Genomic DNA, 26,706 nt, shown 5'->3' on the forward strand with positions numbered 1-26,706 from the left:
AGAGGAGAATGATGATGAACGTATTCAAAAGGTTGTCCGCAGTATCCATGATCGCCGGACTCTCCGTGCTCACCGCTTGCGGCGGAAATGCCGCTCCCGACAATGCAGTCACAGCGGACGGAGCAACCGCCGCAGTCCCTGCTGCCAATGCCGCTCCGGCTGGAGGCGCACCGGTCACGATTGAATTCTGGTATGGGCTCGGCGGCAAGCTGGGTGAAAATATGGAATCGCTCATTCAGAAATTCAACGCCTCCCAGCAGGAGGTCATCGTCAAGGGGATCGTGCAGGGGGATTATACAGAGACCGAACAGAAGCTTCAGGCAGCGATTGCTGCCGGGCAGGTCCCGGCGGCGGTCCTCTCCTCCAATATCGATTGGGCGCGCAAGGGTTATTACGCCCCGATGGATGAGCTGATTGCCGGGCAGCCGGACTTCAACAAAGAGGATTTCGTCCAGACCTTCCTGAACCAGGGCCAGGTGGACGGCAAGCAGTATTTCCTCCCGATGTATGGATCGACCCAGGTGATGTACTACCGTAAGGATGCTTTTGCGAAAAGCGGCATAGACGCCAGCCAGATTAAGACCTGGGAAGACCTCGCTGCGGCCGCGAAAAAGATGACCGTCTCCGAAGGCGGCAAAACCACCTTCTACGGCTGGGAACCGATGTGGGGCTCCGGCAATATGATTGATGCCGCTCTCAGCAAAGGAGGCAGTATTCTTAGTGAGGACGGCACCAAGGTCACGATTGATTCCCCGGAGTGGATCGACACCTGGGAGTTCTTCCGCAAAGCAATTCATGAGGACAAGACGATGCGCATTCATTCGGGCGGACAAGGCTGGGAGTACTGGTACAAGACCATTGACGATGTGATGAAAGGCCAGGCGGCCGGATACACCGGTTCGAGCGGCGATCAGGGCGACCTTGATTTCAGCGTCGTCTCCGCTATGGAGCAACCGGGCTGGGCCGGAGCTGGGGAAGGCAAACCTGTCGCTGGAGCGAGTATGGCCGGTATTCCTGCCAAAGCCGGAGACGCCGAGAAGCAGGCAGCGATGAAATGGCTGGCCTACTTCACGAACTCCGAGAATACGGCCTTCTGGTCCATCAACACCGGATATATTAGCGTCCGCCAGTCTGCGCTGGAAGATCCGGCATTCGTCGCCTTCAGTAAGAGCAATCCGCAGATCAATATTCCATTGCAGCAGGCGGCTCATGCTTCCGCTCCGTTCCAGGACCCGACCGGCGGCAAGATCAACGATGCCTTGACCATCGCTGCGGATAAGGTGCAGATTGAGAATATTCCGGCAGCCGAGGCGCTGAAGGAAGCGCAGCAGACGGCTCAGGCGGCACTGGATAAACTGAAGTAGAATTGCTGAACAAATTTCTATTAATAAAGGGGGACGCTGCGTGATTGAGCTTAACACTCCGCAAGGAAACTATCCCGTATCGGCCATCCTGTTCGACAAGGATGGAACCTTACTACAGTTCGTATCCCTCTGGGGGAGCTGGGCCGAATGCTTCCTGGACCAGTTCAACCTTCAGCTGGAGCAGCGCGGCCTCAAGTTCCCTGTGCAGCATCTGGCTTCCCTGCTGGGAACGGTTCATGACGCTGAGGGGAAGATTACAGATTATGACCGTAATGGCCCTCTCGCCATGGGTACGATGAGCGATCTGTATGCCATTCTGTCCTGGCAGGGTTATTCTCTCGGCCTATCCTGGGCCGGAGCGGTCGAACTGGTGGACTCCTGTCGGAATGCAGCGGATGCGATGCTGGAGCAGAGCCGTCCGGTCCGTCCTCTTCCCGGGCTGGTGCCCTTTCTGGACGCGTGCGCAGCCCAGGGCATACCTATGGCCGTAGTGACTGCCGATGAAACGGCGGCAGCAGAGAGTCATCTGCGCTGGCTGGGCATCCGCCAGTATTTCACCGCCGTGATCGGCACCGATCAGGTGGAGCAGGGCAAGCCCTTCCCCGACATGGCGCTGCTTGCCTGCCAGCGGCTCGGGGTATCTCCGGCTGAAGCCGCCGTGATCGGCGATACGAACGGAGATATGCGGATGGCGAAGGCAGCGGGCGCTGCCGCTGCCATTGGGCTTGCCGGCGGAATTACCGCCGGGCTGGCGGCTTCAGCTGCGGCGGCAGGACCGGCCGCAAATGCGGGCGGGGACTGGCAGGCGGCGGCAAACCGGGTTATTGCGGCGGCGGACACGCGGGCTGCCGGGACTCTTTTGCCGGATGCAGATTGTATCGTGTCTTCTTATGCAGAGCTTGACGTACGAAGGATAGCACGATGAAGGCCGAAGGGGCATTAGCCTAACGATTATAAAATATTTCAAGGAGGCTTCGCTTGCTATGAATACATCTTCCATACCCGGCGTTACTGAACCGCTGCTGACGTTCCAGATTATCACCGATACCCATGTCACCGCCGATCCGGAACACGAGTACAACCAGAACTTCGGGCGGGCATTGCAGGATTTGGCCTTACACGCACAGGGCAGCAGCGGCATCATGCATATTGGAGATATTACGAACAATGGCTTCCCGGAGGAGTATGAGGAGGTCCAGCGTATTCTTGAACAGCATCAGGCTTCGCTGCCGCAGCTTCGTTACACTCTGGGCAACCATGACGTCGGCCTCGGCCATTGGGATTCCCGTCTTGCGATGTATACTTCCCGCATGGGGATGCCGGGTCCTTATCATGATCACTGGATCGGCGGGTATCATTTCATCTTCCTGGGTACTGAGGAAGGGCTGCAGACATTCTGCAATCTATCCGACGGACAGCTCCAGTGGCTGGACCGGAAGCTTGGGGAACAGGCGGCAGCTTCCGCGCAGGATCAGCCCGTCTTCCTCTTCCTGCACCAGCCGCTGAAGGATACGGTAGCCGGTTCGCTGGAATCTCAGGAATGGTACGGGGTCACTCAGGATCAGGAGCTGCGTACTATTCTGTCGCGGCACCCGCAGACCCTGCTGTTCACCGGGCATACCCACTGGGAGCTGGAGGTCGGCAATACTATGTATCCAGGCAACGGACAGACCGCCACGATGTTCAATGCAGCTTCTGTAGCCTACCTCTGGACGGATGCAGATGAGCACAAGAGCGGCAGCCAGGGCTATTATATAGAAGTCTATGCTGATAAAGTGCTCGTGCGGGGACGGGACTTCACTACAGGGACCTGGATTGAAGCAGCGCAATATGAGGTGGCGTATCCCGTTAACGCTCTACGGTAAATTAGGGAATCATTGATGTATCAAGCAGGAGCAATGTGCTTCCTGCGCAACAAAAAACGGCCCTCTCTCCCAAGAGAAGGCCGTTTCTCTTCTATTTAAAAGCAGGCAGCGCGATGTCCGCGTAATTATCCTCCAGGAACTTCTTCACTTCCGGGCCGCTGATCGCCTTCGCCAGCTTCTGGATGGCCTCGGAATCCTTGTTGTCCTCACGGGCAACGAGGGTGATGGTGAAGGCTGAATCTTCACGCTCGGTGATCAGCGCATCCTTCTTCGGAGTCAGACCCAGCGGGCTGGCATAGGCCGGCGTCATCGCTACCAGATCTGCATCATCCAGCATCCGGGCCAGCATCAGCAGATCAACTTCCTCGAACTTATAGTTCTTCGGATTGGCAGTAATGTCAGCTTGGGTAGCCTGAATTCCTACCCCATCCTTCAGCGTAATCAATCCGGCATCTGCGAACATTTGCAGGGAGCGTCCAATATTCGAAGGATCATTCGCCATCACGAGCGTTGCTCCCTCGGGCAGATCGGCAATATTCTTGAAGCGTTTGGAGTACCCGCCGTAGATGGCATCATATACAGGCTGAACCGGCACCAGCTTTGCCCCTTTGCTGGCATTGAACTGTTCCATGTACGGGACATGCTGGAAGAAGTTCGCATCCACCTCTTTGTTCGCCAGTGCTTCGTTCGGCTGCACATTATCAGACAGCACGACAACCTCCATATCCACGCCTTCTTCCTTCAGAATTGGCTTCACAATATCGAGGATATCCGTCATTGGCGGAATCAGCGAGGCTACCTTGATCTTCACAGGTCCGGTGCTGGTTGCCGCCGGTGTCTTTTCCGCTTCTTTGCTGTTGCCGCAGCCTGCAAGTGCAAGCGTCAATACAAGCAGTACCAGTGTAAACGTGGTGGTCATTCTTCTTCCTGTTCTCTTCATGATATCTCTCAAGCCCCCATTATTGTATAGTATTCTAGCGTTTGTCCAGCAGTCTGGCTATCGTGCTTCCCGTGAACTGGATGAGCTGCACCAGCACAATCATCACGAGAATGGCGTAGATCATCACCTCGGTCTCGAAGCGCTGATACCCGTAACGGATGGCGAAATCGCCCACCCCGCCGCCGCCGACAACCCCCATTACGGTTGAAAAAGAAATGAAGCTGATCGTAGACGCCGTGAGTCCCAGCACCAGCCCTGAACGGGCCTCTACATATAGAAATTTGAAGATGATTCCCAGCTTGGATGCTCCCATCGACAATGCCGCTTCAATCGTTCCCCGAGGAACCTCCAGCAGTGATTGCTCTACCAGCCGTGAGTAATAAGCAATGGCAACGATGGACAGCGGCACCGTGGCCGCCAGTGTGCCAATCGACGTACCTACGACCAGCCGCGTGAACGGAATCAGCGCCACCACCAGCAGCAGGAACGGAAACGAACGGATGACATTGACAATGCTGTTCAGCACCAGAGACAGCCCTCTATTCTCATACAACTGGCCTTTGCGGCAAAAATACAGCAGTGTCCCCAGCGGAAGCCCCACCAGCAGTGCAGCGCCTATGGCAATGCCGACCATGACAAAGGTCTCGCCGATAGACTGCCACATCTGATCCTGGTATTTCAGCATACTCTCAAACATGGGCCTCCCCCGTTCTGCCGGTGATCCGCTCCCGGAAGGAGCCTGAATGCTTTGCCGGCGGAAGGAAGCCGCCCTCGCCGCGGGAGAAGGAATCTACGATCCGTCCGCCCTCCATGACGGATACCTCGGAACAGATGCTCCGCACAACGTCCAGCTCATGGGTAACGATCACGATGGTTACGCCCAGGGAAGCATTGATATGGCGCAGCACCTCCAGAATATCCGCCGTGGTGCCCGGATCAAGCGCAGATGTCGGTTCATCGCACAGCAGCAGCTTCGGATTGTTCGCCAGTGCGCGGGCAATCGCTACCCGCTGACGCTGTCCGCCGCTGAGCTGGGCCGGATATTGCCCGGCCTTGTCCGCAAGGCCGACGAATTGCAGACATTCCTCCACCCGCTTCATCCGCCCTGCACGCGGCACTCCGGCAAGTTCCAGAGAGATCGCCACATTCCGGCTGACAGTGGCATTGCCGATCAGATTGAAATGCTGAAAGATCATACCGATTCTCTGCCGCTGCCGGCGCAGCTCCTTGTCCGGCAGCTCCGTAAGCCGTTGCCCGTCAACCGTAACCGTTCCCTTATCGGGCCGTTCCAGCAGATTGATCAGCCGCAGTAGCGTGGATTTACCCGCGCCGCTGGTGCCAATAATACCGTGAATGGCACCCGCCTGGACTTCAAGCGATACCTGATCGACAGCCGTATAAGGGCCGTCCTTCAGAGTGAAGCTCTTGCTAACCTGACTCAGCGAAAGAATATGAAGCCCTCCCTTACAGACTGCCTGAACGTACTCTCTGAACTTCAGGACTTATTGTACTATAATTATTTAAAATCTGTTTCATTAAAAATCTCTTTAAATAATAAGGTATTTCTTACGCTGTGTCATCATTTTTTTCAAAACAATTGCTAAGTCCTTGGAAGAGCAGAGCATTATAAGGATGCTCGGGGCTCTATGAGATTATTCAAGAGACGCAGAATCATAGCACAAAAACGGGTGCGGCCCCTGGTAGGACTGCACCCGTTTTGCTATTTTGCATACATAAGTCTATTCGCTCTGAACGCTTATTCTTTCACACTGCCGACATTGAGGCCCACTACGAAATACTTCTGCATGAACGGATACACCAGCAGTATAGGTACAGAGGCGACCACGGTGATAGCTGCCCGGATTGAAATCGGCGTGACCATCGCCCGTGCTGAATTCTGATCCATCCCCACCCCGTTGGTTACGGTAGGATTCCCGTTAGAGTTCATCGTTGAAGACAGCAGCTTCATCAGCTCATACTGCAGTGTACTCAGATGCTGCTTGGAGGAGGTGTAGATGAAAGCGTCGAACCAGGCATTCCAGGCTCCGACCGCCACGAACAGTGCAATGGTCGCCAGCACCGGCTTACAGAGTGGGAAGACCACCCGCATGAAGATTTTGAAATCCCCGGCTCCGTCGATTCTGGCCGATTCCATCAGACTCTCCGGTATAGTCCCGATGTAAGTGCGGATGACGATCATGTTGAACGCGCTGATCATCGATGGAATAACATAGACCCAGAAGCTGTTCAGCAGGCCCAGGTCCTTAATCAGGAAGTAGTTCGGGATCAGACCTGCGCTGAAATACATCGTCAGCACGAAGACTACAGTAATAAACTTACGGAATACGTACTCCCTGCGGCTTAAGGTATACGCCAGCATGGTGGTCAGAAAAATATTAAGCAATGTAGAAATCACTGTACGTGCCACTGAAATCAGGAAAGCATCAAAAATCGTTCCGGTGGCAAAGATCGCTTTATAATTCTGAACGGTCCATTCTCTTGGCCATAAATAAATACCGCCGCGGATCGTATCATTCCCTTCATTAAATGAAACAGCAATCGTATTGATAAATGGATATAAAGTCACAACCACCAGACAGACCATGAAGACCGTATTGAAGGAAGTGAACAAAAACGGTTCAAGTCTGCCGGTGCCCAGATTTCTTTTCGCCGTAAAGCCTGCTTTGTGCCCAGGGCTAATCTGCCGGTTATCCGCCATTATAACAACCTCTCTTCCCCAAGCCGCTTGGAAATCCCGTTAGCCATAAGCAGCAATGTCACGCTGACCACCGTTTTGAAAATCCCGCCAGCGGTTGCGAGTGAATAATTCCCTTGTGCAAGTCCGTATTTAAGCACGAAAATATCTATCGTTTCGGCCCAGTCTACTACCAGTCCGTTGCCGAGCAGGTATTGCACTTCAAAGCCTGCTTCCAGCACATGTCCTATGGACATAATCATCAGAATAACAATGGTTGCCTTGATGCCAGGCAGGGTTACGTGCATCATTTTCTTATAACGGTTCGCACCGTCAATCTCTGCAGCCTCATACAGGGCAGGGTCAATGGAAGCGATGGCTGCCAGATAAATAATGGTATTCCAGCCTACTTCCTTCCACACATGTGAAGCCCCTACGATTCCCCAGAAATATTTGCCTTCACTGAGCCACAGAATCGGCTCCTTAATCAGATGCAGCTTCATCAGAACGATATTTACAATCCCGTCATTGATGGACAGCGAGGTCGCCACAATACCGGTAACGATAATCCACGACAGGAAATGGGGCAGATAAGAGATCGTCTGCACGGTTCTTTTCCAGAATACTTTCTTAATCTCGTTAAGCAGCAGGGCCAGCACGATGGCTGTAACGAAGCCGAGGATCAGATTGATAACCCCCATGGCCAGCGTATTGCGCAGGACACGAATGAAGTTATCATCGGTGAACAAAAACTTGAACTGCTTCAGTCCCACCCATTCCTGCTCGCCGAAGGACTTGGCCGGTCTGTAGTTCTGGAACGCCATGGTCCAGCCCCACACAGGAACGTAGGCAAAAAGGATAATGTAGAGCATTAAAGGCACAGACATCCAGATCAGCTGATTCTGATTCTTAATCACACGCCAGGTAATCGGCTGCTTTTTCCTCTTGTTCTTCTTCGGACGCCGGACGCCAGTATCTATTTCTAAGGTCTCATCCATATTCGTTGTCTCCTACTCCATCAAATTAATGTAAGGCGGAAGGCCGGTTGACGGCCTTCCACCTTCTAAAACCCGGTACCAGACCTTACATTATTTACTCCAGTTCTCAATTCTCCACTTAATCTGCTCATTGATCTTGTCTTCGTAAGCCTTCACATTGGCTTTCTCGATTTGTTCCGTATAATCGGTCCATACGGAATCGAATTCGGCCGGCTTGGCAAGAATGGCTTTCGGCAGGAACTTGGTCTGCAGCTCATTTAGCTTGGTACTGGCGATTTTGGCATCCGAGCCTTCAATCAGATCGATGGACCAGGCAGGATAATAAACAGGGTTTGGCGGCGGATCGCTGAAGAAGTCAACGTAGGAATTGAAGCCATAGGCATCCAGAACTTCCTTATCGTACGGCTTCAGACCTGCTTTGTATTCTTCCGGCTGTGCAGCGGCATCCGTGGAGTTGCCGTCGCTGTAGCTTCCTTCGGTCTTAGGCAGATATTCGAATAATGATTTGGCCTTGTTGGCCAGCTGCCAGGTGGCATCGGCTGCATCATCACGCTGCTTCTGGGTTCTCATGAATCTGCCGTTCTCAACAATATAATCCTCGCCTTCTACACCCCAGGAGAACAGCTTCTGCCACTTCTCATCCATCAGGGTGTCGAGCAGCTTGATAATCTTTACCGGATCTTTGGCATTAATGCTGATGCCGAAGCCATTGTTAAGATTGAGCACCGCAAGATCGCGGTAGTGGTCTTTGGTCGACTCATCGTATACCAGCGGAAGACCTACATAAGTGCGTTCAATTTTATTCTGAGTCGTCAGTGAATCCTCAGCAGCGTTGAAGTTCCAGTGCTGGTCGAACATCCCCAGAACGGTTCCGCTGGACAACTTTGCCATATACTGGTCGTAGTTCTGCACGAAGGTTTCTTTATCGATAATGCCCTTCTCGTTCATCTCATTCAGCTTCTTATAGTACTGCTTGGCATAATCCTTATTGGCAAATACCTCGGCTACGCCGTCCTTCACGACTACGCCGCCATCATTCGGATGTCCGATCAGATGCTGCGGAGCGTTGAACAGGCCCCAGTTTTTCCAGTCATAGTTCAGAATTTCGAACCCGATGGTCGGGCTTCCGTCAATTTTCGGATACTTTGCTTTATATTGCTCAATCAGGTCAAAGTACTGATCCAGTGTCTTAACCTTCGGATAATTGAATTCCTTAAGCACTGCTTTTTGAATCCAGAAGGCCGGTCCCGAATACCATGAGCTGTTGACCTTACCGTTATATACACCGTAGTTAGGCAGAATATAAATATGTCCGTCATTCGGGTCCTTCATCATGTTCCAATATTCTGCATAATGCGCTTTCAAATTCGGCGCATGCTCTTCGATCAGGTCTTCAAGCGGGATATAAGCCCCTGCTGCTGTAAGCTTGGTGCTCCCGGTCATAAGATCCGGATAATCCTGACCGGCAATCATAACGCCCAGCTTCTGGTTAATGTCGCCTGCTAAGAATTCCATATCGAAGCTGGCACCGGTCTCCTCTTTGATCTTCTTGTAGATCTTGTTGTCCGGTGTCGGCTGTTGCCCGGCTACTCCGATAAATGCGCTAACCTTGAACGGTTCAACCTTTCCTCCCGTGTTAGCTGAAGCAGAATCCGCTGCTGTAGTTGCCTTTGCTTTGTCAGTTGCAGCAGCATTCTTGTCGTTGCCCCCGCCGCAGCCTGACAGTGCGAAGCTAAGCGTTAACAGCGCAACCAGGGAATACTTAAACGTCACTTTCGACTTGCCCCCCATAAAGCACCTCCATAGTGTTTGTCTTTAATTTGTAAGCACTTACACAAGTAAATTATAGAGGTGAACTGTCCGCTAAAATACGACCGAACTAAAGGTGTACCCCCGAAAATTTTAGAACTTGGCATGCCGGTACTCATTCGGGCCCATGTGCAGCTCCTTCTCGAACCGCTTCAGAAACTGTCCGTAATTGGCGTAACCGACACGTTCGGCAATCTCTGAGAGCTTCAGCCTGCTCCCGCGCAGGAGCTCAGCCGCAGCCTGAATCCGCAGATGATGCAGCTGCTCATTGAAGGTCATCCCGTTCTTCTTAATCAATAATTGCCCCAGGTATACCGGATGCAGGAAGAAGATCTCGGCCAGCTTCTGAATGCTCAGGCTCTCCTGATAATGCTCCCCGATGTATTGGTTGATCTCCCGGACAATCCCATGCGATTTATAATTCTGCTCTTGCACCAGCAGATCTATGGCCTTCCCGCCGTAGGACAATAAGCGGCTAAGCAGCCCGCTCAGCGGGGTCATCGCCTGCTGAATCTCTGATACCTCAACACCCGAGGCCACTCCGCCCTCCTCGCCTGCGGCTTCTGCCCCGGGTGCGAGTGCGAATATCCAGTACATGAGGTGGATTACGAATTTGCGTACTACCTCCGGCGCCACCTGCTGTTCCCGGAAGCTGCGGGCCGCCGCCTCCAGCGCCTCGCGGTAGCCGTCCGCGTCCAGGAGATTCACGCAGTCCAGCAGGGCATCCATCAGCCCGATATGATCATAGTGATAACTGAAGGGCTTGTCCTGTACCGCGCTGTAAGCCAGCACCCCTGCCTGCTCCGGCTCGTAAAAGAAATGGAGCAACGTCTCTTTGGCCCGGCCATAACTGCCCTCTATGGACCATAAGGAGTCCTCCGGGGTTCCCAGCGCGATGTGAATCTTCCCTCTCCCGTACTCGCGCAGCAGGATATCCAGCACTTCAGCTATTCCGCCTTCTTCCCCGCTGCCTGCCGTCATGCCGTACACGATCCCGAGCAACCCTGCTTCCAGATCGATCGTCACGAGTGCCTGATATCCGGCCAGCAGGGAGACTATGCGGCTCCGTACCTCTGTGTACAGCTCCGGGACCGTCCGGATCAGGCAAATATTCCACGAAGGACTCTCCTTGAAGCCGGGCAGAGTCTCCAGCCATTCCATAAGCTCGGGTTCTCCCTTTTTGCCATGAAGCAGCCCCTTGATTAAGGTTGCCGCCTCTTCTCCGGAAGCGGTCTCATGGATTCTTCTGCGGTTCGCCTCCTGCTCCAGCTCCAGGCGGATCTCCCGCAGCTCCTCGGCAGCTTCCTCCGGGAAGACCGGCTTCAACAGATAGTGATTGATTCCGTAGCTGATGGCCGTGCGGGCGTATTCAAACTCACTGTAGCCGCTCAGAATGACGAACTTCGTCGAATCCGTCCCCTCCTGCCGCCATTCCCCGATCATCTCCAGACCATTCATCAGCGGCATATGGATATCGGTTATGACCAGATCCGGCTGAAGCTGCTTCATCATCTGCAGCCCCTCCCGGCCGTTGCCGCAGGTTCCGCACAGCTCGAAGCCCAGCTCCTGCCAATCGATCCACATCTCCATCCCTTCCAGAGCGCTCGGCTCATCATCGATTAATAATACTTTGTATTTCATCATCTATACCTCTCTTTCCATAGAGTAATTATTCTCAAGCAGCTTCAGGGGAATGCCAAAGGTCACTACCGTTCCCTGACCCGGCGTACTGGATATCTCGAAGCGCACCTGATCTGCGTAATTCAGCTCCAGCCTGCGGTATACATTGCGGATACCGATGTTGGTCCCGGAATAATCCTCCTTGCGGACCGCAAACATCAGCTCCTTCAGCTTCTCCGGCTCCATACCTTTACCATTATCAGATACTGTAATCTGCAGCCTGTTATCCAGCACGGCCGCAGCCACCTTGATGACCCCCAGCCCCTCAATCGTCTGCAGGCCATGCTTGCAGGAATTCTCGACCAGCGGCTGCATGCTCAGCTTCGGTATTTTATAATCCAGGGACTGCTCATCGATCTCAAAGGTATAGTCGAATTTATCCCTGAACCTGAATTTCTCAATCCGCAGATACATGTCGATAAATGCGATCTCCTCGCGCACCGGCACCAGATCCTCCTTCCAGCTCAGCAGTCTGCGCAGTAGCTTCGACAGGCTTTTCACAATATCGGTGACATCGTTATATTTATTCTTGGTGCAGACCACCAGAATCGCATTCAGCGTATTGAACAGGAAGTGGGGGTTCATCTGGCTCTGCAGGAAATTCAGCTCCGCCCTGACGCGCTCCATCTCCAGGTTCTTGCTCTGGATCTCCAGCTTGTACACATCGTTGATCAGGGAGTGAATTCTGGAGGTCATCCGGTTAAAATTGTGGATTAGCCCGCCGATCTCATCCCGGCCCTCATCGATGGCGATCAGCTCGAACTTCTCGTTCGTCACCTTCTGCATATGCCGGGACAGGCGTTTCACCCGGTAGTTGTAGGAGCGCAGCATGATATATATGAATATGCTAGTCAAAAGAGTAAGTGTGGTGGCTAGGCCCGCTGCGTACAGCCGGATATCGAGAACCGCCTGGGAGATCCGCTCCCCCTGCGTAATTCCGACAATCCGCCAGCCTTTGAGATAATTCGCCGTCCCTACAGCCATTACCCGAACCCCTTCGCTCTCGTCCTGACTGTCCCCCCACTGATCGAATACCGGATAGGGATCATCCGTAATGTGCTGATAGCCGCTGTCCGCTGACATCACGATCTTGTTCTCCCCATTGATCAGATAGAGGCTCAGGTAATCCCGTTCCCGGACGATAATGTCATAGATCTCACTGAGGTCCAGATCGATCCGCAGCACCTTCTCATAGTTGTTCAGATTACGGTAATTGTCCATGGTCTCAATAATGCTGAGCGTCGGGGTGGATGAAGCCAGATTCTTGTTCTCCATGATCCGGTAAGCAGCAACATAGACCTGGGTAGTGGCCTTCTTGGCCTGCCGGTACCAGTCACTGAACCATACTTTATCGTTCATTACCTGATAATTCCCCCCGGATACAACCGTCTGATTGTTCGTGAATATACTGATTCGTTCCAACTGGTTATTGACAGGCATATAGCTGTTCATCCGGTCTCTCAATTGTTCGTTGAACATACTGTAGAATTCGATAGAGTCCGTATAGGTCCGGTCCAGCATCTCGTACAGATTCTTATCCGCAGCCAGCGTGTAGCCGACAGAGACTCCCCCTTCAATAAAATCATGAATGTCCTTCCGCGCCCGCTCCATGGAAATCTCCAGATTCTGCTGCTCCCTCGATTTGATGAGATCAGTAATCCGCTCCAGGAATACCAGATTCAGCACCATGATCGGCAGGAGCACACCCACAATGTAGATGAGATAGAACTTGTAGCTTAGTGGAATATCATTGACGATCGTGCCGAATTTAAACCGTTTTGTCGCCATCCCTCACACACACCCGGCTTTCTTAAGATTTCGGTATCTGAGTAACCTTCGAAGCCACAGCCCCACTTTGTGGGGTTATTTTAGAGCTGTTTATTGTTGTGGGCATTCTTGTACACCGAAGGTGATGAACCCACCTTATTCTTGAACTTGTCGATGAAATAATCGGTATTGGAAAAGCCCACCTGCACCGCGATATCTGATATCTTGAGCTGGGTGCGCTTGAGCAGGCTTTTGGCCGCTTCGATCCGCTTCTCATTCAGATAATCGCTGAAGCTGCGCCCCGTCTCCTTGCGGAACAGCTGGCCCAGATAGGCTGAATTCATATGAAACTGCCTGGCGAGGTCCTGGAGCTGCAGCTTGCTGCGGAATTCCAGATCTACGTATTGGATCACATTATAGATGGTGTTCCCCTCATTATTGGCCCGCAGCTCGGTGAGGTACGCTGAGGTCTCCAGGCAGAACCTGTCGACATACAGGCTAAGCTTGTAATAGTCCGTGAGTCCGCCCAAGTTGCCGTACTCCTTGTGCATCGCACACATGATCTGGTCGGGGTCTCCCTGCATCTCGGCAATACTCCGGCATAAGGTCATCTCCAGATGGGCTACCTCAGCCTGTGCAGCATCAATACTCACCCTCTTGGCGGTCATGGCTGCGAAGGCTTCCCTGGCAGCGGCCCGGATTCTCTCAGGCACGCCTTCCTTCACCTCATCCAGCACACGCGTAAAGTGCCCGTCAGTGAATTCGGGAGACAAGCGGGCCGTACGCAGATCGTTGTAGTAGAAAATTCCGCCCCGCTCCTTCCGGTATTTAAGCCCCCAGACCTCAAGCGTCTGGGTGTACAGCTCCTGGACGGCGCGCAGGCCGTTCCCCCGGCCGCTGATCATTACAGCCACCGGTACCCCCAGCTTCGCTGACTGCACCTTCTGCACCTGAGCGGCTGCTGCCTCCAGCGCTTCCGTGGACAGTCCGGCTGAGCGAATCAGAAGCCCGGCCCTTCCGGCCGGGTCCTGGAAGACATAGCCCAGGTGATCCGGGAAGCCTTCGGTATCCCCTTCATTCAGGCTCACCGTACCTGAACCTGATATGGCAGCAGCAAGTATGCATTGCAGCTCTGTATCAGGCTGAAGCCCCAGCAGACCGCAGGCGGCGTGCTCCAGCTCCTCACTCCAATCCCCCTGGACACAACGGCTGATCAGATTATGCACCAGAATATTATGCTTCTTCCGCTCCTCTAGTCTGGAAGCGGTTTCATAACGGATAATAGCTCGGATCTTCCCGAGCAGCTCCTCGATCTCCTCATCATCCACCGGCTTCAGCAGGTAGCCGTCCACCTTGTGGCGCAGCGCAGTCCGGGCATAGTTGAAATCGTCATATCCGCTCAGGATCACGAACCGGGGCGGCGGGTCCACCGTCTCCTTCACGGCCGCAATCAGCTCCAGACCGCTCATCACCGGAAGATTGATATCCGTCAGCAGCAGATCCGGCCTGTGCTCCCGGATCAGCCGCAGCGCCTCCCCGGCGCTAAGCGCTTCAGCGCATACCTCGAATCCGCACTTTTCCCAGTCCACCATCGTCCGGAGTCCTTCCAGAACCCAGGGTTCATCGTCCACAATCATGACTTTCAGCATGAGCTCCGCTCCCCTCTACATAATCAAAATTTGGTAAGTAATAGAATTACAAGTAATGCTAACATACAAGTTTAATCCTGTGAATGTTAACTTGAGCGAGGCTTTCTTTAACCTAAACAGGGAAGTCCGCAGCCAGTATGGTTTGGCTGTAGACTTCCCTGTTATCAACTTACCTTCTTAACGGCCTATTGTATTCGGTTTTTCACATACATTCGGCAATCTTTCCTTCCCATACAAGTGGAAACGGCATTGCTGTCCTTTTTAAGGACGGTACCGTTTCGGCGAGAAATAGAAGGAAAATTTGTAGGGGGAAACCTATAAATTCTTATATTTCGAGAACAAAATGTCTGCGGCATCCCCATTGTAATCGGTTTTTCGACCATATTCGGCCCACGCGCCTCTGCCGCACCGAATGTGATCGGTTTTTCGACCATATTCGGCCCACGCGCCTCTGCCGCACCGAATGTGGTCGGTTTTTCGACCATATCCGGCCCAGACGCCTCTGCCGTGCCGAATGTGGTCGGTTTTTCGACTACATTTAGCCCAGATGCTCACGCGCTGCCCATTTTGTCCGGTGAAATCAGCGAAGTACATAAGACACTTCCACATCGGACGCAAATCATCATTTCCTAATCAACAAAAAAGCCACTCAATCGCACCGGATGTTTTCCCCTTGGATACATCCGGTGCGAGGCGACTTCATAAAAAGCGCTCAAATATAATTAGTATCTGTATTATCCCTGTTTCGCTTCTCCCAGCTCCGCCCGCAGCTTCAGAAACACCTGATAGCTCCGCTCGGCGACCTCAGAAATGGCGATCGGGTGGAAGCCCGGCAGATCCGCATACAACAGGTCGTTGAGCGGTGCGGTCCACTTAACCGGCAGCTTGGCTGCACCCAGCTTCGCTCCCATAATGGAGCCGACGGTGGCCCCGTTGCAGTCGGTATCCATTCCGGCCGATACGGAGGTGACCACCGCTTTCTCGAAGTCATCGCCGCCGTAGATCAGCGAGGCGGCCACAATGGCAGCGTTGTTGTTCGTATGCACCGGGTCGTAATGGCTGAACTCGTTCCAGAGAGTGCTGACCAGCTCACGCTCACTGCCTGCCTGCTGTGCAATTTCTACGCCCCGCAGCACATCCTTAGCCAGTCTGCTCGTCTGTGGAATCTCGCTCAGGCCGATCTGCACAATCTCCTGGTTGCTGAGGCCTGCGAAAGCTGCTGAGATCATCGCGGCATTGAACATCTCGCCGTAGATCCCGTTCTTCACATGCGAGAAGGAGGCATCCCGCCAGCCCAGCTCTGCCGCTAATTCGGGATGTCCGGCCGCTCCATAAGCCAGGGCATCCGCGCGGATCGCCGCACCAATCCATTCCCGGTACGGATTCAGATGCATCCGTACCCGCTCCTGCCGCAGCGGCCAATCCGCCGGCTTCTCCCCGTGAAGATGGGAGGTCTCCTGAGCAAAGTTCATATAGCTCTGCGTTTCCGCCGTGCAGACCTGACTGTAGGTCAGATGCCCGTGCCACAGTTTGCCGATATCCCAGGAATCCCAATTCAGCCCTTTTTGCTCCAGCAGGATCAGGCCAAGCACTGTATAACGGATATCATCATCGCTCTCCATGAAGCTGATCTTCTCACGCGTGCTGGTGAATGACCAGTCGCTTAAGCCGAGGCCGTATTCCTCGCGTGCCGTGGAATGCTCAGGAGTATAACCTGTAATCGGCCAGGCATCCGCACCGCGGAACCACAGCTCGATATTCTCCCAGCCGGTCCGGCCATCCTTGCCGTACAGATAGTCCCAATATTCCAGCGGCTTGCCCAGCGCGCAGCCTACACTCCGCCCGAGCCAGGCCCCGTAGAACCTGTCTCTCCACTGGTCCGGCGTCCAATCCACCGCAAGCTTGCGCGGACCTTCCGGACGGAGCTGCCTGATTCCCGCCAGATCCGAAGGCTCCTTATAAGGAAAATCAGCGGATACTGGAAATGCCATCAGCTCCCGGTATACCTCCATCAGCTTGTCCTCATCGCTCCCGGCCGCATCCAGCTTCTCCGCCAAACTGCCCGGCTGGCAGCCTTCCTCGATCCGCTGCTGCAGCTCGAACCTTACCGTCTCCTGCAGACGTTCCCAGCCCGCCATCCGTTAGGATTCTCCTGCCGGAGACCCCAGCTGCCGGTCTAAACGTTCCAACGAATCGAACAGCAGCTTGATGAAGGCTTCGCGGTCTACACCAAGCAGTACCTCCGTATTCGCAGGCTGGTCCGGCTTCTTGCGGCGGTCCGCCACAGTCATGCCGCGGGTAAGCTTGCCTTCAGTCTCTACTGTTACATACAGGTGCTCGGATTCGAACAGCTCCGGGTGCAGCAGCCAGGCAATGGCGCAAGGGTCATGCAGCGCATTGCCGACAAAGCCCATTTTCTTCCCGTAGATCGAATAGAAATCTAGCAGCTCACCGACCATGACGGACACGGGACCGCGCGTCTTCAGCTCCTGAATCTCCTCTTCGAAGATCGCCGCTTTATCTGTCACATCCAATCCGCTCATGACAATCGGAATGCCGGATTCGAAAACGATCCGCGCCGCCTCCGGGTCTACATAAATATTGAACTCCGCTGTCCGGGTCACATTGCCGTAAGCCAGTCCGCCGCCCATTAGCGAGATCTTCTCGATCCGCTCCTTCACTTCCGGGTAAGCGGTAATTAGCAGAGCGATATTCGTCAGCGGGGCGGTAGGCACCAGAGTGATTTTCTCATCTGAGGCGCGGATAATCTCCAGCATGAATTCTACTGCGCCCTGCTCTACGGGCTTGAACTTGCTCGCCGGCAGCGCCGGGCCATCCATGCCAGACTCCCCGTGGGCTTCCTCTCCGGTTACAAGCTTGCCCAGCAGCGGCGCCGCAGCGCCTTTGGCTACCGGAATGTCTGCATTTACAAAGCTGAGAATCTTAAGCGCATTGTCGGTGATTTTATCCAGAATCTGGTTGCCGCCAACGGTTGTAATCCCCCGGATATCCAGCTCTCCCGGATGTGCCAGCGCAAGCAGAATGGCAATCGCGTCGTCATGCCCCGGATCGCAGTCAATAATGATAGGTGTTGGCATCGTTGTCGCTCCCTTTGATTAGTTGTGAATGGCTAGATAAGACGCACTTAAGAGTTGAACTTGAAGCTTGGTCGAAGCTGCGGTGAACATTTGGACTTCCGGCCGCTGTTGTCACCAGATTTCTTGATTTTGAACCGCTCTTCGCGGTAGAAATCCGGTGACAAAGGCGGACGCTATCGCTCCTACAGTTCCAAATTTCCCCTCCGCTTCTTTTTGCTTTTCGCTAATTTCTTTCGTGTGCCTTATCTACCTTGTTTATTTCGTAACAGTAGCCTTAAGCTTCTTGTTCTTCTTCCGTGTCTCCGAGATTGCGTAGATAATCAGACCGATCACCGTTGCCACATAAGGCAGCGTAGCGATCAGCTCAGCTGGAATCTTCAGCACCTGCAGGGCATTGGAGAGCGCGTCCGCTGCGCCGAAGAGCAGCGAGGTCAGCGCTGTGCCCACGGTGGTGCTCCGGCCCATGGATTCAGCAGCGATGGCAATCCAGCCCCGGCCGGCAATCATATCGCGGGTGAACAGCGACAAGTAGCCCATCGACATATAAGCTCCGCCCAGGCTGGCGAAGAAGCCGCTGAGCAGTAGCGCGCTGTACTGGATGCGGACCACACTGACGCCCACTGATTGGGCCGCATGCGGATTCTCGCCTACGGAGCGGATTCGCAGCCCAAGCGGTGTACGGTTGAGCAGATAATAGACTACGAGCACTGACAATATAGAGAAATACGTCAGAATGTGGTGCCCCGACAGAATCGGGCCCAGCACCGGAATATCCTGCAGGAGCGGAATATCTATACTCGGCAGCACTTTACTCGCCAGGGAGGTGGATGATCCTTTGTCACCGCTCAGCAGATACAGAATAAATACCGTACCGCCGGAAGCGAACATATTGATCGCCACCCCGCCGAGAATAATGTGGGTCTTGAACTTTAAGGTGAAAAAAGCCAAAATGCCCGCAATCAGCGTTCCCGACAGCACCGCCCCAAGCAATCCCACCCAGGCGCTCTGCGTATAGGCACTCACGATAACCCCGGCCAGCGCCGAGACCAGCATGATCCCTTCCATCCCGATGTTGATGATTCCGGCACGGTTCGAGATCAGCGCCCCCAGTGCAGCGAATAGTATCGGCGTGGTTACACGCAGGACAGAGAAGGCAAAATCCGTCGTCAGAATGACATTCAGCAGACTGTTCATGCTTCCTTCGCCTCCTTCAGCAGCATGCGGTTCTTCCAGAACTTGAGGAACTGCTCAGCGGATATCAGCAGAATAATGACCGCCTGGATAATCGAGATCATCTCGGACGGCACATCAGACAGGCGCGACATCATGTCGGCGCCAATACGGATATAGGCCAGGAAGAGCGCCGAGACAATGACGGAGAACGGATTATTCTTGGCCAGCATGGCCACCAGTGCACCATCCATACCGTAGCCCGGTAAGGAGGTCCACTGAAACCGGCTGTACATCCCGAGCACCTCCACCGAGCCGCCCATACCGGCAATGAAACCGGCGATCAGATGGACCAGAATGATCACCTTGGCCGTCTTCATGCCTGAATAACGGGCGAAGTCCCGGTTAACCCCGGTCATCCGCAGCTCATAGCCCCATTTGGTCCGGTAGAGGAACAGATGAGCGAGCACAATGAGCACCAGCACAATAATAAGTCCGGTATGAATCCGTGTCCCGGCAAACAGCTTGCTGAGCTGGGCCGTTTTCTCGAATTTAAAAGAAACGTTGGCAAAGGCCTTGGCATCCCGCAGATGGTAGTTCAGCAGGTACAGCCCCACCCCAAACAGGATGTTATTGAACATCAGCGAGGTCACCAGCTCATTGGCGTTCCACTTCGCTTTGAGAATACCGGGGATGGCTGAGAGCAGTGCCCCTACGATCGAGCCCGCAAGAATCGCCACTACCGGATGGAACCAGCTGTTCAGGCTGAGATGAATCGCCAGCGCAGTAGTCACGACACCGGAGAAATAGAAGATCCCCTCCGCTCCCAGGTTGAACATATTGGCCCGGAACAGCAGGGAGACCGCAAGGCCGGTGAACATCAGCGGAATCGCCATTTCAATGACGTTGCCGATATGGCCCTTCGTGGACAACGGCTCCCAGAGGAAGATTCCGATTGTCTTCACCGGGTGGTCACTGACCAGCGAGATGATCAGGAACGCGATAATAAGTGCAATGACGATGACCGCCGCTGTGCGGATCGCCTCGAAATATTTGACTTTAAACATGATATGCGGCCCTCCCGGTCTGCTCTTTATCCTGCCGGTTAATGCCCAGCATGTAGAGCCCCAGCTCTTCCTCACCGACTGCTGACGGATGTTCGAAATAGGCAACAATCTGGCCCTCATACATCACGAGCAGACTGTCACTCAGCTCCAGAATTTCATTCAAATCCGCTGATACCAGCAGCGTGGCACAGTTCGCCGAGCGCAGCTCCAGCAGCTTCTGGTGGATGAACTGAGCGGCCCCGATATCCACGCCCCGGGTCGGCTGCTCGGCGATCAGCAGCTGCGGATTCGTGGAACACTCCCTGGCTACGACCACCTTCTGCATGTTACCGCCGGACAGCATGCCGATCGGCTGCTGCGGACCGGAGCACCGCACCTTGAATTCCTCCACCAGCGCAGAGGCCAGCGCAGCAATTCTGGACCCGTGCAGAAATGGCCCTTTATTCATATCCTTCTGGCGGTAGCGCGTGGAGATCAGATTGTCAGCAATGCTGGCTTCTCCGGCAGAGCCCTGGCGCATCCGGTCCTCAGGGATATAGGATACCCCCAGGTTGCGGATGTCCAGAATATCCAGCTCACGGATATCCTTCCCCTTCACCTGTACCGTCCCGCTGCCGCCAACCCCGCGCAGGCCGCCGGTCAGCGCCTCGATCAGCTGTGTCTGTCCGTTCCCTTCAACGCCGGCGATGCCGACAATCTGGCCTTCACGGACCGAGAAGCTGAGCTCGGAGAGCAGCGCTTTTCCCTGGCTGTCTGAGACGCTCAGCCCTTCCACTGTAAGCACCGGCTTACCGTAGGGAAGATCGCTTTTGTCATACTTCAGCACCACATCGCGCCCGACCATCAGCCGCGAGATCTCCTGCTCCGTTACTTCTTTGGTCTCGAAGACGCCTTCACTCCGGCCGCCGCGCATGATGGTAATACGGTCACAGATGGCTTTGACCTCCTTCAGCTTGTGCGAGATGAACACAATCGTGTGTCCCTGCTCCTTAAGCTGCTGCAGCTCATGGAACAGCTCCTCCGTCTCCTGCGGAGTCAGCACTGCCGTTGGCTCATCGAGGATGAGAATTTTGGCCCCGCGCACCAGCGCCTTCAGAATTTCTACCTTCTGCTTCATGCCGACGCTCAGGTCCTCCACCTTCGCCTTGGCCTTCACCGAGAGATTATATTTACGCGCAGTTGCTTCCGTCAGACGTACGGCCTCTGCATAATTGAAGCCAACGCCCTTCTTCGGCTCCATACCGAGCACCATATTCTCCGCCACCGTAAAAGAAGGCACCAGCATGAAATGCTGATGCACCATACCGATACCGCGGTCAATTGCGTCCTGCGGGGACTGCAGCTTCACTTGTTCTCCCCGGATGTAGAGCCCGCCTTCGCTTGGGCTCTCCATTCCGAACATAATTTTCATCAGAGTCGATTTACCGGCTCCGTTCTCACCCGCAATCGCATGGATCTCGCCTTCGCGCAGGGAGAACTCAACGTCCTTGTTGGCAACCACACCGTTCGGATACACTTTGGTGATTCCCCGCATTTCCAGCAGAGCATTTGCCATGGGTCATCAACGCCTTTCAACCAAAGTTTTATTCATGTCCTTAAGGTTTAACAGCATTACGGATGGCTTCCACTTCAGAAGTCTCCATACCCATTGCGTTATCCACCTTGATTTCCTTATTGATCAGCTTCTGCTTCACTTCTTCAATCTTGGTCTGCAATTCCGCCGGGAAGGCCGCCTTGTAGATCTCGTTCTCGGCAATGCCTACGCCGTCTTCGACGAAGCCAAGCACATCACGTTTACCCATTTCAAGCGTGCCGTCCTGCAGCTTTTTCACTGCGCCAAGAATGGCGGAATCGATCTTTTTAATCGCGGAAGTAACGATCAGGTTGGCCTTCGCACTATCCGTATCCTTGAGCAGCATCGCCTGGTCAGAATCGACGCCGATTGCATATTTGTTCTTTTCCTTTGCTGCATCGAAGATGCCAAGGCCCGTACCGCCCGCCACGTTGAAGATAATATCCACGCCCGAGTTATACTGGATCAGCGACAATTCCTTGCCTTTGGCAGGGTTTACGAAATCTCCGGCATAAGAGACAGCCACCTTCACTTCCGGATCAACATACTGTGCTCCCTGAATGTAACCAACCAGGAAAGCATTGATGCCGGGAATGTCCATTCCGCCCAGGAATCCGATCACATTGTCCTTGTTGGCATTAGGCATATCAGACTGGGTAGCAAGCGCCGCTGCCGCTCCGGCCAGGAAGGAGACCTCATTGGTCGAGTAAGACATATTGTACATATTGGCAGGTGCTTCCTCGATGTCGGTGTCATAGTTGATGAATTTTTTATCGGGATTTGCTTCTGCCGTTGCATTGAACATTTCTGTAATTTCCGAGCCGCCGGAGATGACAACATCCCAATCCTCAGCAGCGATATCATTAAAAGTCGGCTCCCATTTCGTCTTGTCAGCGCCCATTTCCACAACCTTCGTCTCTGCGCCAAGCTCGCTTTTCACCTTCTGCAGACCATTGTTCGCCGCATCAAAAAACGACTTGTCCCCCAGCGTCCCCGGAATCAGCAGCACCACCTTGAGCTTGTCCCCCGCAGCCGCCCCGCCGCCTTCCGCATCCGTTCCCGGAGTTGCTGCCGCACCATTCCCGTTCCCGGACTTGTTGTTCCCGCATGCAGCGACCAGTACCATAACTGCCAGTAACATTAAAGTGAGCATTTTCTTTTTCATTTTCTAAGTTCACACCCCTATTTGTAATAGATCCACCCTGCTGAATAGCATAAAATCCCAATTACACGTTTTGTTGGTTCCTTCGAATCGGGCAGCATGAATAAGCGACTGTTGAAATTCTGAAAATAAGCAATTTACTCTGAAAACCAAACATTTCATGTTACATTTCGCTAAAAAACCGTAAAATATCCGAACAAGATGGCCAGTCCAGTTGAGAATCTTCGGTTTTATTGATAAGATCATATCAAATGAAAACATAAATATTTATATATTTTCGGTCATGTTTTTGTACGATTCGGCTAAATGACGATCAAGGGAGGCTCATCATGGATCGTGTCCTATATATTGTAAATGCAGAACATGAAGCAGGTACCTATATCCCTCCGCACCAGCATGAGTGCTTCGAGCTGGTCTATTACATCCACGGTCAGGGCACCTGCAGCATCGGCCAGCGCAGCTATCACTTCCGGCCCTCTACCTTCGCCCTCATTCCGGCAGGCTTCAAGCATGACGAGAATCATCAGCCCAGCCCGGAGGTGCTGTTCGTCGGCTTCCACTGCGGCAATCCGGTGATTAATTCGCTGTCCGGTGTGTTTGACGACGATAAAGAGCACACAGTACTACAGACCCTGCAGCGGATGAGCGCTGAGTTCAAGCGCAAGCGCGACGGGTTCAGCGAGCTGCTGAATCTGCAGATGAGTGAAATTACCGTCTATCTCCAGCGACTGCTCAGCGCCTCCGATTTCCATTCCCCGGCAGAGGATCAGATGCAGTATGTGCTCAATTATATGAACGAGCATTACCGCCACAAGCTCTCGGTAGCCTCGCTGGCAGAGATGTCCGGCTACAGCTACGACCGCTTCCGGCATCTGTTCAAGGAGCGGTTCATGCACTCCCCCCACCGTTATCTTTTACTAAAACGCCTGGATTATGCCAAGTCGCTCCTCCTGCACAGCCAAATGCATATTTCCGAGGTCTCGGCTGCAGCCGGATTCGTCAACGACGCCCAGTTCTGCAATATGTTCAAACGGGAGATCGGCCTCTCCCCGCGCACCTTCCGCATTCAGAGCAGAGTCATATAGGGAATAGTCCCCTCCCCTGTCACAAGTAGCTTTTGTACACGAATCTTGCATTTGTTCACTGCGCTGGGTTCCGGCCTGTTCACTGTTGTAAGCTTGTTCCACTGTCCTGTTCATAGGCTGGAGCTTATAATCGTACTATGAACATTTACGACAAGGACGGTACCCGCAAGAATACACAGTGAGTCAGGGGGCTACTTTGGATGAGACTGAACAAGATCGGCAATCAACGGGCACTGTACAGCAGACTGCTAGTCAGCATTACGCTTTGCGTCTCCTTAACCTTTCTGGTCTCCACCATCATTTATTACAACTACTATATCGGCGTAGAAAAGAAACAGACCTTCCAGTCCGACCTCGGCAACCTCACACAGACCAGCCGGGAGGTCGTGAACATGACGGATGCTGCGCAATCGCTTTCTTTTCAAATCTACCGCAACAGCACTATCTCCAAAATCGTGTTCTACGATAAGCCGGACATCTACGATGTCACCGCCGCCATGTCCGAGCTGGGCAACTATCTAAGCTCCATGCCTTATATCGAATCCATCTATGTATATAATCCCAAGAGCGGGCAGCTGTATGTTGCCTCCTCCCATGGCCAGAACGGTGTGTATACCGAGAAGGAGCTGGTCGATACCTCCATTCTGGATATCCTGAGCCACTATCAGAACTATAAGGCGTTCACTCCCATTCCTAGAGTCTATTCCAACGGCGCACAGGAGAACGATCAGGTCCGTGCCTATACCTTCCTGTGTCTGGATGCGATCGGCTGGGACCGGGCTATTAATTCGGCGGTAATTGTGAATATTTCGGCTCCGTGGATCAACAAAGAGATCGCCAGCCCGGCGGATTCCACCAGCGCGACCTATATTCTGGATGATCAGGGCGCCTTCCGCTCCAGCAACAGCCTGAAGCAGCAGGAGCTGACCCCGGAGGAAGCAGGATTCATTGAGCAGCGGATCAAGGGCCGGGAGGCCGGCTATTTCATCGCTCCCTTCGGGGGCGTGAACTCGCTGATCTCTTATACGGCACCGGATGATTTAAGCTGGCAGTATGTACGAATTACGCCTTATGAGATCATTACGAAGCAGACCAACAACATCCGCAACACCACCTTGCTGATCGCAGGTCTGGTGCTGGTGGCCGGCATCGGCCTCTCCTGGATCATGTCCAGAAGCCTCTACCTGCCGATGAACCGGATTGTCAGCGAGATGCATATTCTGGAGACCGAGAAGCGCGACAGCATGTTCATGATCCGGCAAAATACACTGCGGGACCTGATCCTCGGCCTGAAGCCGCTGCAGTCCATGCAGCAGGTAGAGAAGCTGCGCCAGCTCGGCATTCATTTCACCTTCAATGATGATTACCGGCTGATCCTGCTGCGGATTGACCGTTACCGGGAGTTCCGGGAAGCCCGCTCCTCTTATCTGCTGACCTCCAAGTTCGCCATTATGAACATCGCCTCCGAGATCTGCGGCCAGACCTACCGCGTGGAGACCGTAGATATGAACGATGACGGAATCCTGGTGCTGCTGAACATTATCGATCCCGTGGAATATACGGATACCGGCCTAATCGAAGCCCTGCTCCGGCAGATTCAGCAGGCCTGCTCCGACTATCTGAAGATCAGCCTTACCCTGACCTACAGCCATATTGACCGTAATGCCAGCCAGCTGCATCAGCTCTATCAGCAGGTCCGCGAGGCGTCGAATCACCGCCTGTTCTATGGGCATGGCTGTATCCTGAATGCCCGGGACATCTGTGCGCTGGAGTCCAGCACTTATCATTATCCGGCGGACAAGGAGAAGAAGCTGGCGGATGCATTGCTGAGCGGTAGAGTGGACGATGCCGCCGAACAGTTCAGCTCGATGATTCGCGAGACCGGGGCCTTCCCTTATCAGACCGCGCAGTTAACCGTGTCCAGGCTCAGCGTCACCGTCAGAGAGATCGTAAATTCGATCCAGAAGCGTAACCGCTTACAAATCGATGGAATGGCCGAGCTGCCCAGCCTGGAAGCCATCGAGACGATAGAGGAGCTGGAGGCGGCTTTCGCCGCCCTCTTCCATACCCTGCAGGAGCAGCTGGCCGGCAAAAAGAACACCAAGCAGCACGACCTCATCTGCCAGATCAACGCCAAGATCAACGAGGATTACATGAAGCCTCATCTGAGCCTGAACCAGATCGCCGATGAACTGGACATGTCGCCCATCTATATCAGCCGCCTCTACAAGCAGCAGACCATGAACAGCATCGTCGATGTCATCCTGGAGGTGCGGATGCGCGAAGTGTGCGCCCTGCTGGAGAACACCGACCTGCCCGTCACCGCCATCGCCGAGCGCTGCGGCTTCACCAGCAGCTCGTACCTGCACCGGATGTTCAAGCGCAGCTTTGGTACAACGCCTACCGATTATCGCCGTTTGAAGAGTGTGCGGATGGATTGAATTTCGGACATGAGGATGCACCGCTGGCAGTTGCTCTTGGTAACTTTAGTTGTACTATTGTGGTGGTTACGCTAATTAGCTGCAGCAGTCATCTGTACCGCCAGCTGGCGCTATCATCCACAGTAGCTACTACTACCGCCAGCACTCGCTTTCAGCCGCAGTAGTTACCACTAACTTTTCAGTTCAGTCCACACCCCAGGGCCGTATGCCAGCAGAAGCCTGAGATTCTCAAGCTCATACACACCAGCAAGTTGAAATGTTGCAAGATTTGCAACTTAGATTTTTAATCCTGGGCTATTCCTATGAATTGTTGCACAAAATGCAGCAATAGCCTCGGATATCG

At 53.7% G+C, this 26,706-nt stretch carries 20 protein-coding genes; 5 read left to right on the forward strand and 15 right to left on the reverse strand.

Going from position 1 to position 26,706, the window contains the following annotated elements; translation table 11 throughout:
• The first annotated feature begins 14 nt into the window (after positions 1-14).
• From MKX51_RS26150 to MKX51_RS26160, 3 genes are read left to right on the forward strand one after another with little or no spacing between them, the layout of a single operon-like run.
• On the forward strand, positions 15-1,364 hold the full coding sequence (locus MKX51_RS26150) for an ABC transporter substrate-binding protein (RefSeq protein WP_340994425.1): 1,350 nt from the start codon (positions 15-17) through the stop codon (positions 1,362-1,364).
• A 40-nt stretch (positions 1,365-1,404) separates the two neighbouring features.
• On the forward strand, positions 1,405-2,289 hold the full coding sequence (locus tag MKX51_RS26155) for an HAD family hydrolase (protein ID WP_340994426.1): 885 nt from the start codon (positions 1,405-1,407) through the stop codon (positions 2,287-2,289).
• Positions 2,290-2,347: 58 nt separating this feature from the next.
• Complete coding sequence (locus MKX51_RS26160; protein ID WP_340994427.1) at positions 2,348-3,229, forward strand: metallophosphoesterase family protein; 882 nt, start codon at positions 2,348-2,350, stop codon at positions 3,227-3,229.
• Positions 3,230-3,320: 91 nt separating this feature from the next.
• Here MKX51_RS26160 and MKX51_RS26165 read toward each other — a convergent pair whose 3' ends face one another.
• The 15 genes from MKX51_RS26165 to MKX51_RS26235 form a co-directional block, all read right to left on the reverse strand.
• A complete protein-coding gene (locus tag MKX51_RS26165) occupies positions 3,321-4,148 on the reverse strand; it encodes a MetQ/NlpA family ABC transporter substrate-binding protein (RefSeq protein WP_445322082.1) in 828 nt (275 codons plus the stop codon).
• A 55-nt stretch (positions 4,149-4,203) separates the two neighbouring features.
• A complete protein-coding gene (locus tag MKX51_RS26170) occupies positions 4,204-4,866 on the reverse strand; it encodes a methionine ABC transporter permease (RefSeq protein ID WP_036731110.1) in 663 nt (220 codons plus the stop codon).
• Positions 4,859-5,620 carry a methionine ABC transporter ATP-binding protein gene (locus tag MKX51_RS26175; protein WP_340995711.1) on the reverse strand — a complete coding sequence of 254 codons (762 nt, stop codon included), beginning with the start codon at positions 5,618-5,620 and terminating at the stop codon, positions 4,859-4,861. The genes MKX51_RS26170 and MKX51_RS26175 overlap by 8 nt, the downstream gene beginning before the upstream one ends.
• A gap of 305 nt (positions 5,621-5,925) precedes the next feature.
• Positions 5,926-6,888 (reverse strand): carbohydrate ABC transporter permease, encoded by a 963-nt coding sequence (locus MKX51_RS26180; protein ID WP_340938102.1) that lies wholly within the window; start codon positions 6,886-6,888, stop codon positions 5,926-5,928.
• Entirely contained in the window at positions 6,888-7,862 is a 975-nt protein-coding gene (locus MKX51_RS26185) for an ABC transporter permease (RefSeq protein ID WP_076081983.1), read from the reverse strand. Before MKX51_RS26185 ends, MKX51_RS26180 begins: the two co-directional genes overlap by 1 nt.
• A 90-nt stretch (positions 7,863-7,952) precedes the next feature.
• A complete protein-coding gene (locus MKX51_RS26190) occupies positions 7,953-9,653 on the reverse strand; it encodes a sugar ABC transporter substrate-binding protein (RefSeq protein WP_340938101.1) in 1,701 nt (566 codons plus the stop codon).
• Between the two features lie 111 nt (positions 9,654-9,764).
• Positions 9,765-11,315 carry a response regulator gene (locus MKX51_RS26195; RefSeq protein ID WP_340994429.1) on the reverse strand — a complete coding sequence of 517 codons (1,551 nt, stop codon included), beginning with the start codon at positions 11,313-11,315 and terminating at the stop codon, positions 9,765-9,767.
• A complete protein-coding gene (locus MKX51_RS26200; protein WP_340994430.1) occupies positions 11,316-13,139 on the reverse strand; it encodes a sensor histidine kinase in 1,824 nt (607 codons plus the stop codon).
• Positions 13,140-13,219: 80 nt separating this feature from the next.
• Positions 13,220-14,767 (reverse strand): response regulator transcription factor, encoded by a 1,548-nt coding sequence (locus MKX51_RS26205; protein ID WP_340994432.1) that lies wholly within the window; start codon positions 14,765-14,767, stop codon positions 13,220-13,222.
• A gap of 734 nt (positions 14,768-15,501) precedes the next feature.
• A complete protein-coding gene (locus tag MKX51_RS26210; protein ID WP_340994433.1) occupies positions 15,502-16,905 on the reverse strand; it encodes an ADP-ribosylglycohydrolase family protein in 1,404 nt (467 codons plus the stop codon).
• Between the two features lie 3 nt (positions 16,906-16,908).
• Entirely contained in the window at positions 16,909-17,865 is a 957-nt protein-coding gene (locus tag MKX51_RS26215; RefSeq protein WP_340994434.1) for a nucleoside hydrolase, read from the reverse strand.
• 255 nt (positions 17,866-18,120) lie between these two features.
• Positions 18,121-19,059 carry an ABC transporter permease gene (locus tag MKX51_RS26220; protein ID WP_340994435.1) on the reverse strand — a complete coding sequence of 313 codons (939 nt, stop codon included), beginning with the start codon at positions 19,057-19,059 and terminating at the stop codon, positions 18,121-18,123.
• Positions 19,056-20,102: an ABC transporter permease gene (locus tag MKX51_RS26225; RefSeq protein ID WP_036731087.1), complete on the reverse strand. Its 1,047-nt coding sequence runs from the start codon at positions 20,100-20,102 to the stop codon at positions 19,056-19,058. The genes MKX51_RS26220 and MKX51_RS26225 overlap by 4 nt, the downstream gene beginning before the upstream one ends.
• Positions 20,095-21,657, reverse strand: coding sequence for an ABC transporter ATP-binding protein (locus tag MKX51_RS26230; protein WP_340994437.1), 1,563 nt, complete (start codon positions 21,655-21,657; stop codon positions 20,095-20,097). Before MKX51_RS26230 ends, MKX51_RS26225 begins: the two co-directional genes overlap by 8 nt.
• Positions 21,658-21,697: 40 nt before the next feature.
• Entirely contained in the window at positions 21,698-22,840 is a 1,143-nt protein-coding gene (locus MKX51_RS26235) for a BMP family ABC transporter substrate-binding protein (RefSeq protein WP_340994438.1), read from the reverse strand.
• 326 nt (positions 22,841-23,166) lie between these two features.
• On the opposite strand from MKX51_RS26235, the gene MKX51_RS26240 reads away from it, so the two are divergent.
• A complete protein-coding gene (locus MKX51_RS26240) occupies positions 23,167-23,922 on the forward strand; it encodes an AraC family transcriptional regulator (RefSeq protein ID WP_076085625.1) in 756 nt (251 codons plus the stop codon).
• A 200-nt stretch (positions 23,923-24,122) separates the two neighbouring features.
• The gene (locus MKX51_RS26245; RefSeq protein ID WP_340994439.1) at positions 24,123-26,363 is read left to right on the forward strand and encodes a helix-turn-helix domain-containing protein; all 2,241 of its coding nucleotides are present in this window, start codon (positions 24,123-24,125) and stop codon (positions 26,361-26,363) included.
• The last annotated feature ends 343 nt before the right edge of the window (positions 26,364-26,706 follow it).

Origin of the sequence: Paenibacillus sp. FSL M7-0420 (assembly GCF_038002345.1) — a bacterium.
GTDB lineage: Bacteria > Bacillota > Bacilli > Paenibacillales > Paenibacillaceae > Paenibacillus_AQ.

Coding starts and splice junctions, on each gene's coding strand:
- MKX51_RS26185 (WP_076081983.1), bottom strand. CDS start 7,862: ATGGATGAGACCTTAGAAATAGATACTGGCGTCCGGCGTCCGAAGAAG.
- MKX51_RS26190 (WP_340938101.1), bottom strand. CDS start 9,653: ATGGGGGGCAAGTCGAAAGTGACGTTTAAGTATTCCCTGGTTGCGCTG.
- MKX51_RS26235 (WP_340994438.1), bottom strand. CDS start 22,840: ATGAAAAAGAAAATGCTCACTTTAATGTTACTGGCAGTTATGGTACTG.
- MKX51_RS26225 (WP_036731087.1), bottom strand. CDS start 20,102: ATGTTTAAAGTCAAATATTTCGAGGCGATCCGCACAGCGGCGGTCATC.
- MKX51_RS26220 (WP_340994435.1), bottom strand. CDS start 19,059: ATGAACAGTCTGCTGAATGTCATTCTGACGACGGATTTTGCCTTCTCT.
- MKX51_RS26180 (WP_340938102.1), bottom strand. CDS start 6,888: ATGGCGGATAACCGGCAGATTAGCCCTGGGCACAAAGCAGGCTTTACG.
- MKX51_RS26210 (WP_340994433.1), bottom strand. CDS start 16,905: ATGGCGGGCTGGGAACGTCTGCAGGAGACGGTAAGGTTCGAGCTGCAG.
- MKX51_RS26170 (WP_036731110.1), bottom strand. CDS start 4,866: ATGTTTGAGAGTATGCTGAAATACCAGGATCAGATGTGGCAGTCTATC.
- MKX51_RS26200 (WP_340994430.1), bottom strand. CDS start 13,139: ATGGCGACAAAACGGTTTAAATTCGGCACGATCGTCAATGATATTCCA.
- MKX51_RS26240 (WP_076085625.1), top strand. CDS start 23,167: ATGGATCGTGTCCTATATATTGTAAATGCAGAACATGAAGCAGGTACC.
- MKX51_RS26195 (WP_340994429.1), bottom strand. CDS start 11,315: ATGATGAAATACAAAGTATTATTAATCGATGATGAGCCGAGCGCTCTG.
- MKX51_RS26205 (WP_340994432.1), bottom strand. CDS start 14,767: ATGCTGAAAGTCATGATTGTGGACGATGAACCCTGGGTTCTGGAAGGA.
- MKX51_RS26245 (WP_340994439.1), top strand. CDS start 24,123: ATGAGACTGAACAAGATCGGCAATCAACGGGCACTGTACAGCAGACTG.
- MKX51_RS26215 (WP_340994434.1), bottom strand. CDS start 17,865: ATGCCAACACCTATCATTATTGACTGCGATCCGGGGCATGACGACGCG.
- MKX51_RS26165 (WP_445322082.1), bottom strand. CDS start 4,148: ATGACCACCACGTTTACACTGGTACTGCTTGTATTGACGCTTGCACTT.
- MKX51_RS26230 (WP_340994437.1), bottom strand. CDS start 21,657: ATGGCAAATGCTCTGCTGGAAATGCGGGGAATCACCAAAGTGTATCCG.
- MKX51_RS26150 (WP_340994425.1), top strand. CDS start 15: ATGAACGTATTCAAAAGGTTGTCCGCAGTATCCATGATCGCCGGACTC.
- MKX51_RS26160 (WP_340994427.1), top strand. CDS start 2,348: ATGAATACATCTTCCATACCCGGCGTTACTGAACCGCTGCTGACGTTC.